Origin of the sequence: Amaricoccus sp. (assembly GCF_036846665.1) — a bacterium.
Taxonomy (GTDB): Bacteria; Pseudomonadota; Alphaproteobacteria; order Rhodobacterales; family Rhodobacteraceae; genus Amaricoccus.
Genome location: NZ_DAIUBO010000151.1, coordinates 1 through 9473, shown reverse-complemented (window position 1 = coordinate 9473; position 9473 = coordinate 1). Strand labels below are relative to the sequence as shown.

20 protein-coding genes are annotated in these 9473 nt (G+C 67.1%); all 20 read right to left on the bottom strand.

Translation table 11 applies throughout. From position 1 onward, the window contains the following. Positions 1–273: 273 nt before the first annotated feature. The 20 genes from rpmD to rpsJ all read right to left on the bottom strand — a co-directional run bounded on the left by rpmD (position 274) and on the right by rpsJ (position 9347). Positions 274–474 carry a 50S ribosomal protein L30 gene (rpmD, locus tag V7050_RS14175; RefSeq protein ID WP_324375509.1) on the bottom strand — a complete coding sequence of 67 codons (201 nt, stop codon included), beginning with the start codon at positions 472–474 and terminating at the stop codon, positions 274–276. A gap of 11 nt (positions 475–485) precedes the next feature. Further along, positions 486–1061: a 30S ribosomal protein S5 gene (rpsE, locus tag V7050_RS14170; protein ID WP_324375512.1), complete on the bottom strand. Its 576-nt coding sequence runs from the start codon at positions 1059–1061 to the stop codon at positions 486–488. Between the two features lie 12 nt (positions 1062–1073). Continuing rightward, positions 1074–1433: a 50S ribosomal protein L18 gene (rplR, locus tag V7050_RS14165; protein ID WP_324375514.1), complete on the bottom strand. Its 360-nt coding sequence runs from the start codon at positions 1431–1433 to the stop codon at positions 1074–1076. A 12-nt stretch (positions 1434–1445) separates the two neighbouring features. Next, entirely contained in the window at positions 1446–1979 is a 534-nt protein-coding gene (rplF, locus tag V7050_RS14160; protein WP_324375516.1) for a 50S ribosomal protein L6, read from the bottom strand. Between the two features lie 10 nt (positions 1980–1989). Continuing rightward, positions 1990–2388 carry a 30S ribosomal protein S8 gene (gene rpsH, locus V7050_RS14155; RefSeq protein ID WP_324375518.1) on the bottom strand — a complete coding sequence of 133 codons (399 nt, stop codon included), beginning with the start codon at positions 2386–2388 and terminating at the stop codon, positions 1990–1992. Between the two features lie 13 nt (positions 2389–2401). Then, a complete protein-coding gene (rpsN, locus tag V7050_RS14150) occupies positions 2402–2707 on the bottom strand; it encodes a 30S ribosomal protein S14 (protein ID WP_324375520.1) in 306 nt (101 codons plus the stop codon). Between the two features lie 17 nt (positions 2708–2724). Continuing rightward, the gene (gene rplE, locus V7050_RS14145) at positions 2725–3282 is read right to left on the bottom strand and encodes a 50S ribosomal protein L5 (RefSeq protein WP_324375522.1); all 558 of its coding nucleotides are present in this window, start codon (positions 3280–3282) and stop codon (positions 2725–2727) included. Further along, entirely contained in the window at positions 3275–3589 is a 315-nt protein-coding gene (rplX, locus tag V7050_RS14140) for a 50S ribosomal protein L24 (protein WP_324375524.1), read from the bottom strand. Before rplX ends, rplE begins: the two co-directional genes overlap by 8 nt. Then, the gene (gene rplN, locus V7050_RS14135) at positions 3590–3958 is read right to left on the bottom strand and encodes a 50S ribosomal protein L14 (protein WP_324375526.1); all 369 of its coding nucleotides are present in this window, start codon (positions 3956–3958) and stop codon (positions 3590–3592) included. A gap of 60 nt (positions 3959–4018) precedes the next feature. Further along, entirely contained in the window at positions 4019–4261 is a 243-nt protein-coding gene (gene rpsQ / locus V7050_RS14130; RefSeq protein WP_324375528.1) for a 30S ribosomal protein S17, read from the bottom strand. Between the two features lies 1 nt (position 4262). Then, positions 4263–4469 carry a 50S ribosomal protein L29 gene (gene rpmC / locus V7050_RS14125; protein WP_324375530.1) on the bottom strand — a complete coding sequence of 69 codons (207 nt, stop codon included), beginning with the start codon at positions 4467–4469 and terminating at the stop codon, positions 4263–4265. Between the two features lie 91 nt (positions 4470–4560). Next, a complete protein-coding gene (rplP, locus tag V7050_RS14120) occupies positions 4561–4974 on the bottom strand; it encodes a 50S ribosomal protein L16 (protein WP_324375532.1) in 414 nt (137 codons plus the stop codon). A gap of 27 nt (positions 4975–5001) precedes the next feature. Continuing rightward, positions 5002–5706: a 30S ribosomal protein S3 gene (rpsC, locus tag V7050_RS14115; RefSeq protein ID WP_324375534.1), complete on the bottom strand. Its 705-nt coding sequence runs from the start codon at positions 5704–5706 to the stop codon at positions 5002–5004. Continuing rightward, a complete protein-coding gene (gene rplV, locus V7050_RS14110) occupies positions 5706–6092 on the bottom strand; it encodes a 50S ribosomal protein L22 (protein WP_324375535.1) in 387 nt (128 codons plus the stop codon). Before rplV ends, rpsC begins: the two co-directional genes overlap by 1 nt. Positions 6093–6095: 3 nt before the next feature. Beyond that, positions 6096–6374 carry a 30S ribosomal protein S19 gene (rpsS, locus tag V7050_RS14105; protein ID WP_324375537.1) on the bottom strand — a complete coding sequence of 93 codons (279 nt, stop codon included), beginning with the start codon at positions 6372–6374 and terminating at the stop codon, positions 6096–6098. A 12-nt stretch (positions 6375–6386) separates the two neighbouring features. Further along, positions 6387–7226: a 50S ribosomal protein L2 gene (gene rplB / locus V7050_RS14100; RefSeq protein WP_324375539.1), complete on the bottom strand. Its 840-nt coding sequence runs from the start codon at positions 7224–7226 to the stop codon at positions 6387–6389. Between the two features lie 27 nt (positions 7227–7253). Continuing rightward, the gene (locus tag V7050_RS14095) at positions 7254–7550 is read right to left on the bottom strand and encodes a 50S ribosomal protein L23 (RefSeq protein WP_324375540.1); all 297 of its coding nucleotides are present in this window, start codon (positions 7548–7550) and stop codon (positions 7254–7256) included. Beyond that, positions 7547–8167: a 50S ribosomal protein L4 gene (rplD, locus tag V7050_RS14090; protein WP_324375542.1), complete on the bottom strand. Its 621-nt coding sequence runs from the start codon at positions 8165–8167 to the stop codon at positions 7547–7549. The genes V7050_RS14095 and rplD overlap by 4 nt, the downstream gene beginning before the upstream one ends. Next, a complete protein-coding gene (gene rplC, locus V7050_RS14085) occupies positions 8164–9024 on the bottom strand; it encodes a 50S ribosomal protein L3 (protein WP_324375544.1) in 861 nt (286 codons plus the stop codon). The genes rplD and rplC overlap by 4 nt, the downstream gene beginning before the upstream one ends. Before the next feature lie 14 nt (positions 9025–9038). Continuing rightward, entirely contained in the window at positions 9039–9347 is a 309-nt protein-coding gene (gene rpsJ / locus V7050_RS14080) for a 30S ribosomal protein S10 (protein ID WP_324375546.1), read from the bottom strand. Positions 9348–9473: the final 126 nt, after the last annotated feature.

The following is a 9473-nucleotide window of genomic DNA, read 5'->3' as shown; positions in this document are numbered from 1 at the left end:
GGCGGGCGCGCTTGTCGCGCCTGCCGGGGGGCAGGCAGGCGCGCGCGGATTTGTCACTTGCCAAATCCGCGAACAGAATGCGGCGCCGCCACGGGGAACGGGCGCCGGTCCGAAGCAATCGCTGGAGACCGCATGAGACCTGAATCCCCCTGACCCGAGGGCGCGAAACGCCTCGTCCGGGCCGCACGATCAAAAAGAAAGCGCCCCGGAAACCGGGGCGCCTCGTTCGGTCGATCGCGACGGGTTGGTCCTGCCGCCGGCGGGAGCGGGCGGCTAGCCGCGCTCTTCCACGATCACCGCCAGATGCGGGATCGAGGCCACCATGCCGCGGATCGAGGGCGTGTCCTGCAGCTCGCGGGTGCGGTGCATCTTGTTCAACCCGAGCCCCACCAGGGTCGCGCGCTGCTTGGCGGGGCGGCGGATCGGCGAGCCGATCTGCTTCACCACGATGGTCTTGGTCGTTGTCTTGGCCATGGCCGGCTACCTCACGCTTCTGCGGCTTCGGCCGGTGCCTGCGCCTCTGCCGCCTTGGGCAGGATGTCGGCGACCTTGCGGCCGCGGCGCTGGGCGACCATGCGCGGGCTCATCTGCCCCTGCAGGCCCTCGATGGTGGCGCGGATCATGTTGTAGGGGTTCTGGCTGCCGAGCGACTTCGAGACCACGTCGTGCACGCCGAGCATCTCGAAGACCGCGCGCATCGGGCCGCCGGCGATGATGCCGGTGCCCGCGGGCGCGGTGCGCATCACCACCCGGCCCGCCCCGTGGCGCCCGGTGATGTCGTGGTGCAGCGTGCGGCCCTCGCGCAGCGGCACGCGGATCAGCTGGCGCTTGGCCTGCTCGGTCGCCTTGCGGATCGCCTCGGGCACCTCGCGGGCCTTGCCCTTGCCGTAGCCGACCCGGCCCTTCTGGTCGCCGACGACGACGAGCGCGGCGAAGCCGAAGCGCTTGCCGCCCTTCACCGTCTTGGAGACGCGGTTGATCGCCACGAGCCGGTCCTGGAACTCCGGGTTCTCGTCGCGGTCGCGACGGTCGCGGCCGCCGCCTCTGGGTTCTCTAGCCAATGCGCTCTCCCGTCAGAACTTCAGGCCGCCTTCGCGGGCGGCGTCCGCAAGGGCCTTGACCTTGCCGTGAAAGAGGAAGCCGCCCCGGTCGAAATAGACCGCCTCGACCCCGGCCGCCCTGGCGCGCGCCGCGATCTCGGCGCCGACCCTGGCCGCCGCTTCCTTGTTGTTCTTGCCCTTGAGCCCCAGATCCGCCTCGAGCGTCGAGGCAGCGGCCAGGGTACGGCCCTGGGCATCGTCGATCACCTGGACCGAGATGTTCTTCAGGGACCGGTGGACACTCAGGCGCGGACGGCCGTCCGCCGATTTCCTGAGCTTGCTCCGGACGCGCAGGCGGCGCTTCCGGAACAGGTCTCGCTTGCTGTTCGCCATGGCTTGCGCTCCCTACTTCTTCTTGCCTTCCTTGCGGAAGATGAACTCGTCCTTGTACCGGATGCCCTTGCCCTTGTAGGGCTCGGGCTTGCGCCACTCGCGGATGTTGGCCGCGACCTGGCCGACCACCTGCTGGTCGATGCCCTCCACCACGATCTCGGTGGGCTTGGGCGTGGCCACCGTCACGCCCTCGGGGATCGGGAAATCCACGTCGTGGCTGTAGCCGAGCGAGAGCTTCAGGACCTTGCCCTGGACCGCCGCGCGGTAGCCCACGCCGGTGATCTCCATCTCGCGCTTGAAGCCCGTCGTCACGCCGGTGACCAGATTGGCCACCTGGGTCCGCGACATGCCCCATTGCTGGCGCGCGCGCTTGGACTTGCCGCGCGGCACCACCGAGAGGGAATTGTCCTCGAGCGTCAGGGTCACGTCGTCGGTCGCCGTGAAGCTCCGCGTGCCCCTGGGGCCCTTGACCTCGACGGTCTGGCCGGAGACCGTGGCGCTCACGCCGCCCGGCAGCTCGACCGGTCTTTTGCCAATTCGAGACATGGCGCCCTCCTCAGAACACGGTGCACAGGACCTCGCCGCCGACATTCGCGGAGCGGGCCTGGGCATCGGACATCACGCCCTTGGGCGTGGAGACGATCGCGACTCCGAGGCCCTGGCGGACCTGCGGGATTTCCTTGACGCCGGAATAGACGCGGCGGCCGGGGGTCGAGACGCGCTTGAGCTCGCGGATCGCCGAATGGCCATCGAAATAGCGCAGCGAGATCTCGATCTCGGGCAGGCCGTTGGCCGAGGTCGTCTCCTCGTAGCCGCGGATGTAGCCCTCGGCCTTCAGCACGTCGAGGACCCATTTGCGGATCTTCGAGGCGGGCGTGCGCACCGTGGACTTGCCGCGCATCGAGGCGTTGCGGATGCGGGCGAGCATATCGCCGATGGGATCGTTCACAGACATCTCTCGATTCCCCTCACCAGCTCGACTTGACCATACCGGGGATCTGCCCATTGGAGGCATAGTCCCTGAGCGCGATGCGCGACATCCGGAGTTTGCGGTAATAGGCCTTCGGACGGCCGGTCACCTCGCAGCGGTTGTGCAGCCGCGTCGCCGAGGAATTGCGCGGCAGCTTCGCGAGCTTCAGCTGCGCCTTGAAGCGCTCGTCCATGGGCAGTTCGGTATTGCGCGCGATCGCCTTGAGCTCCTTGCGCCGGGCCGCGTAGCGGTCCACCAGCGCCTGCCGCTTCTTCTCGCGCTCGATCATGCTGACTTTTGCCATTGTCTCTCTCCCGCGCCTCAGGCCGTGAACGGCATGTTGAAATGCTTCAGCAGCGCCCTGGCCTCGGCGTCGGTCTTCGCTGTGGTGCAGATCACGATGTCCATGCCCCAGACCTGCTCGATCTTGTCGAAATTGATCTCGGGGAAGACGATGTGCTCCTTGAGCCCCATCGCGTAATTGCCGCGGCCGTCGAAGCTTTTCGGATTCACGCCGCGGAAGTCGCGCACGCGCGGCATCGCCACGGTGATCAGCCGGTCGAGGAATTCGTACATCCGGTCGCGGCGCAGGGTGACCTTGACGCCGATCGGCATGTCCTCGCGCACCTTGAAGCCGGCGATCGAGGTCTTGGCCTTGGTCACCACCGGCTTCTGGCCGGCGATCTGGGTGAGATCGGCCTCGGCCGCGCGCACCTTCTTGGTATCGCTGACCGCCTCGCCGACGCCCATGTTCAGCACGATCTTGTCGAGCCGCGGGATCTGCATGTCGTTGCGGTAGCCGAATTCCTCCTTCAGCGCGGCGCGGACCTTGTCCTTGTAATGCGCGCGCAGCCGGGGGGTGTACTGCTGGTCAGCCATGGATCGTTTCCCCCGATTTCTTGGCGTAGCGCACCTTCTTGTCGCCCTCCATGCGGAAGCCGATGCGGGTCGGCTCGCCGGACTTGGGATCCAGGAAGGCGAGGTTGGAGAGGTCGATCGGCATTTCCTTGGCGATGCGGCCGCCCTGCGCGTTCTGGGTCTGGCGCTGGTGGCGGATCGCCACGTTGACGCCCGAGACGATCGCCTTGTTGTCCTTGGGCATGACCCGGGCGATCTCGCCCTGCTTGCCCTTGTCCTTGCCGGCGAGCACGACGACCTTGTCGCCCTTGCGGAGTTTCGCAGCCATTTACAGGACCTCCGGCGCGAGCGAGATGATCTTCATGAAGTTCTTGCCGCGCAGCTCGCGCACCACCGGCCCGAAGATGCGGGTGCCGACCGGCTCGTTCTGGTTGGTGAGGATCACCGCGGCGTTGCGGTCGAAGCGGATCGCGGTGCCGTCCTCGCGGCGCACTTCCTTGGCGGTGCGCACCACGACGGCCTTGCGCACGTCGCCCTTCTTGACGCGGCCGCGCGGGATCGCCTCCTTGACCGACACCACGATGATGTCGCCGACGGAGGCGTATTTCCGCTTGGAGCCGCCCAGGACCTTGATGCACTGAACCCGGCGGGCGCCGGAATTGTCAGCGACATCCAGATTGGTCTGCATCTGGATCATGTATCGTTACTCCCGACCTGCGGGACCCCGTCCCGCGGTTTCGACGATGCTGGTGGCGATCTACGCTTCCGCGCTCTCCGCCATCACTTCCCAGCGCTTGTTCTTCGAGATCGGCGCGCATTCCTGGATGCGCACGGTATCGCCGACCTTGAACGCGTTGAGCGGGTCATGGGCGCGATACTTCTTGGACCGGCGCACGGTCTTCTTCATCACCGGATGGGTGAACCGCCGTTCCACGAGCACGGTGACGGTCTGCTCGTTCTTGTCGCTGGTCACGGTGCCGGTGAGGATCCGCTTGGGCATCTCAGGCCTCCCCTGCCGCAGCGGCGGCCTTGGCATTCATCACGGTCTTGACCCGGGCGGCATCGCGGCGGACCGCCTGCATCCGGGAGGTGTTCTCGAGCTGGCCCGTGGCCTGCTGGAATCGCAGGTTGAAGGCCTCCTTCTTCAGCGCCGCGAGCTGTTCGCGCAGCTGGTCGGGAGTCTTGTCCCGCAGTTCGGCCGCTTTCATGGCCCCATTCCCTTCATCAGAAGCTATCGGGGCATGCCCCGACGCTGTTCCAATCGCAACGAGCGCCGCCCCTGTCTCAGGGGCGCCGCCCTCACCAGTCTTCGCGCGTGACGAATCGGCACTTGATCGGCAGCTTCATCGCCGCCAATCGCAGCGCTTCCTTTGCCACAACCTCGTCGACACCGTCAATCTCGAACATGACCCGGCCCGGCTTGACCTTGGCGGCCCAGAACTCGACCGAGCCCTTGCCCTTGCCCATGCGCACCTCGGTCGGCTTCTTGGAGACCGGCACGTCGGGGAAGATGCGGATCCAGACCCGGCCCTGGCGCTTCATGTGGCGGGTCAGCGCCCGCCGCGCGGCCTCGATCTGGCGCGCGGTGATGCGCTCCGGCTCGGTGGCCTTCAGCCCGTAATGCCCGAAGTTCAGCTCCGCGCCGCCCTTGGCCTCCCCATGGATGCGGCCCTTGAACTGCTTGCGGAATTTCGTGCGCTTTGGTGACAGCATATTCTCTCTCCCGACGGGTCAGGCCGTTCAGCGCGCGCGCTGCGGCCGCATTCCCCCGCCTTCCTGCAGTTCGGACTGGCGCCGGTCGCGCGCCTGCGGGTCGTGCTCGAGGATCTCGCCCCGGAAGATCCAGACCTTGATCCCGATGATCCCGTAGGCGGTCTTGGCCTCGGCCAGCGCATAGTCGATGTCCGCGCGCAGCGTGTGCAGCGGCACCCGGCCCTCGCGATACCATTCCACCCGGGCGATCTCGGCGCCGCCGAGGCGGCCGCCGACATTGATCCGGATGCCGAGCGCGCCCATGCGCATGGCGTTCTGCACCGCGCGCTTCATAGCGCGGCGGAAGCTCACCCGCCGCTCGAGCTGCTGCGCGACGTTCTCGGCCACGAGCGCGGCGTCGATCTCGGGCTTGCGCACCTCGACGATGTTGAGATGCAGCTCCGAGGGCGTCAGCTTCGCGAGCTTCTTGCGCAGCTCCTCGATGTCCGCGCCCTTCTTGCCGATGATCACGCCCGGCCGCGCGGCATGGATGGTCACCCGGCACTTCTTGTGCGGCCGCTCGATCACAACCCGGCTGATGCCGGCCTGGGAAGCGTGCTTGCGGATATAGTCGCGGATCGCCAGATCCTCGTGCAGCAGCCGGCCGTATTCGTCACCGTCGGCGAACCAGCGGCTGTCCCACGTGCGGTTCACCTGCAGCCGCAGCCCGACCGGATTGATCTTCTGTCCCATCAGGCCGTCTCCTCTGCCGCTACCTGCCGCACCTTGATCGTCACCTGGCTGAACGGCTTCAGGATCCTGCCGAAGCGCCCGCGCGCCCGGGGACGGCCGCGCTTCAGCACCATGTTCTTGCCCACATAGGCCTCGGCGACCACCAGGTCGTCCACGTCGAGCCCGTGGTTGTTCTCGGCATTGGCGATCGCCGACTGCAGCGTCTTCAGCACGTCCTCGGAGACGCGCTTGCGCGAAAACGTGAGGTCGCTCAGCGCCTTGCCGACCGGCTTGTTGCGGATCATCGCCGCGACGAGATTGAGCTTCTGCGGGCTGGTGCGCAGCATCCGGCTGACCGCCATTGCTTCGTTGTCCGCCACGCGGCGAGGGTTCTTTTCCTTGCTCATGGCCTACTTCCGCTTCGCTTTCTTGTCGGCCGCATGCCCGTAATAGGTCCGCGTCGGGCTGTATTCGCCGAACTTCTGGCCGATCATTTCCTCGGTGACGCTGACGGGGATGTGCTTCTTGCCGTTGTAGACGCCGAAGGTCAGGCCGACGAACTGCGGCAGGATCGTCGAGCGCCGCGACCAGATCCTGATGACTTCGTTGCGGCCCGATTCGCGAACCTTCTCGGCCTTCTTGAGGACGAAGGAATCGACGAAGGGGCCTTTCCAGACGGAACGTGCCATGTTTCGGCCTCCTTACCGCTTGTTCTTCTTCTGGTGGCGGGAGCGCAGGATGAACTTGCCCGTCGCCTTGTTCGACCGCGTGCGCGCACCCTTGGTCGGCTTGCCCCAGGGGGTCACCGGGTGCCGGCCGCCGGAGGTGCGACCCTCGCCGCCGCCGTGCGGGTGGTCGATCGGGTTCATCACCACGCCGCGGACCTTGGGCCTATGGCCCTTGAGCCGCATCCGCCCCGCCTTGCCAAAGTTCTGGTTCGAATTGTCCGGGTTCGAGACCGCGCCGACCGTGGCCATGCATTCCTGGCGCACAAGCCGCAGCTCGCCCGAGGAGAGCCGGATCTGAGCATAGCCGCCGTCGCGCCCGACGAACTGGGCATAGGTGCCCGCCGCCCGCGCAATCTGGCCGCCCTTGCCGGGCTTCATCTCGACGTTGTGTACGATCGTGCCGATCGGCATCGCGTTGAAGGGCATGGCATTGCCGGGCTTGATGTCGGCCTTGGCCGAGGACACCACCGCGTCGCCCACCGCCAGCCGCTGCGGCGCCAGGATATAGGCCTGCTCGCCGTCTGCATAGCCGATGAGCGCGATGAAGGCGGTCCGGTTGGGATCGTATTCGATGCGGATCACCCGCGCCGGCACGTCGCGCTTCGCGCGCTTGAAATCGACGATGCGATAGAGCCGCTTCACCCCGCCGCCGCGGCGGCGCATGGTGATCCGTCCGGTATTGTTCCGCCCGCCCATGCCGGTCAGGCCCTCGGTGAGGGACTTGACCGGGCGGCCTTTCCAGAGTTCCGAACGGTCGATCAGAACCAGCCCGCGCTGGCCCGGCGTCGTCGGCTTGTAGGATTTTAACGCCATGACTTGCTGTCTTCCGTTTGCTTTGTCTCAGAGCCCGGTGGTCACGTCGATGGTGTTACCTTCCACCAGCGTCACATAGGCCTTCTTCACGTCGCGCCGCTTGCCGGGACGGCCGCGGAACTTCTTCACCTTGCCCTTGGTCAGCACGGTGTTGACCGCCTTCACCTTGACGTTGAAGAGCGCCTCGACCGCTTCCTTGATCTGCGGCTTGGTCGTGTCCACGCCCACCTCGAACACCACCGCGCCGGCCTCGGAGGCCATGGTGGCCTTCTCGGTGATGATGGGCTTGCGGATCACGTCGTAAAGCTCGGGTTTCACGCTCATTTCAGTCGCGCCTCCAGCGCTTCCACGGCGGCCCTGGTCAGCACGAGCGTGTCGCGGCGAAGGATGTCGTAGACATTCGCGCCGATCGACGGCAGCACGTCGAGCCCCTCGATGTTGCGCGCCGCCCGGGCGAAGTTCTCGTCCACCGCGGCGCCGTCGATGACCAGCGTGCGCTTCCAGCCGAGCCCCTTGATCGCCTGCGCCAGCAGCCTGGTCTTGCCCTCGGCCATCTCCGCGGCCTCGAGCACGACGATCTGCCCGGCCTCGGCCTTGGCAGAGAGCGCGTGGCGCAGCCCGAGCGCGCGGAACTTCTTGGTCAGGTCATGGGCATGGCTGCGCGGGACCGGCCCCTTGTAGGTGCCGCCCTTGCGGAAGGTCGGCGCCTTGCGCGAGCCGTGCCGGGCGCCGCCGGTGCCCTTCTGGCGATAGATCTTCTTGGTCGAATAGCTGACGTCGGACTTGCCGAGCGTCGAATGCGTGCCCGCCTGGCGCTTGGCGAGCTGCCAGCGCACCACGCGGTGCAGGATGTCGGCGCGCGGCTCGAGCCCGAAGACGGATTCGTCCAGCTCGATCGACCCCGCGGGGCTCGCGTCCAGCTTGATCACGTCCAGCTTCATTTCTCGTCGCTCCCCTCGCCCTCGGCGCCCGTGTCGCCCCCGGCTTCCTTCTCCGCCGCAGCGCTGGCCTCGGCCGCCTCGATGGCGGCCTGCTCGGCTGCCTGCTGCGCCTTGAGCGCCTCCGCCTCGGCGGCTGCCGCTTCCTCGGCCGCCGCCGCGGCGGCCGCCGCCGCAGCCGCAGCCGCGGAGCGCAGCGCGGCCGGCAGGATCACGTTCTCCGGAACCGCCTTCTTGGCCGCATCCTTGATCGTCACCCAGCCGCCCTTGGAGCCGGGAACCGCGCCCTTGACCATGATCAGCCCGCGCTCGGCATCGGTGCGCACCACCTGCAGGTTCTGCGTGGTCACCCGCACCGCGCCCATGTGGCCGGCCATCTTCTTGCCCTTGAAGACCTTGCCCGGGTCCTGGCACTGGCCGGTCGAGCCGTGGCTGCGGTGGCTGATCGACACGCCGTGCGAGGCGCGGAGCCCGCCGAAATTGTGCCGCTTCATGCCGCCGGCGAAACCCTTGCCGATCGAGGTGCCCGCCACGTCGACGAACTGGCCCGCGAAATAATGGTCCGCGGTGATCTCCTCGCCGACCTCGATCAGGTTCTCGGGGGAAACCCGGAACTCGGCCAGCTTGCGCTTGGGCTCGACCTTGGCGGCGGCGAAATGCCCGCGCATCGCCTGGGTGGTCCGCTTGGCCTTGGCCGCGCCGGCGCCGAGCTGCACGGCGGAATAGCCGTCCCGCTCGCCGGTGCGCTGGGCGACAACCTGCACGTTTTCCATCTGGAGGACCGTGACCGGCACCTGCCGCCCGTCCTCCATGAACAGCCGGGTCATCCCCAGCTTTTTCGCAATCACTCCGGAACGCATCGCTTTCGCTTCCCTCAGAGCTTGATTTCGACGTCGACGCCTGCGGCCAGATCGAGCTTCATCAGCGCGTCCACGGTCTGGGGCGTCGGGTCCACGATGTCGAGCAGCCGCTTGTGGGTGCGGATCTCGAACTGCTCGCGGCTCTTCTTGTCGATGTGCGGCCCGCGCAGCACGGTGAATTTCTCGATCTTGTTCGGCAGCGGGATCGGGCCGCGGACCCGGGCGCCGGTGCGCTTGGCGGTATTGACGATCTCCGCGGTGCTGGCGTCGAGCACCCGGTAGTCGAAGGCCTTGAGCCGGATGCGGATGTTCTGACCTTGCATTTTTCTCAGGCCCTTCGCGCTTTCAGTTGAAACCATGCGCGGCCGGGACCCCTGCCCCGGCCGCAAGACTGCCTTCGGCGTTATTCGATGATCTTGGAGACGACGCCTGCGCCGACGGTGCGTCCG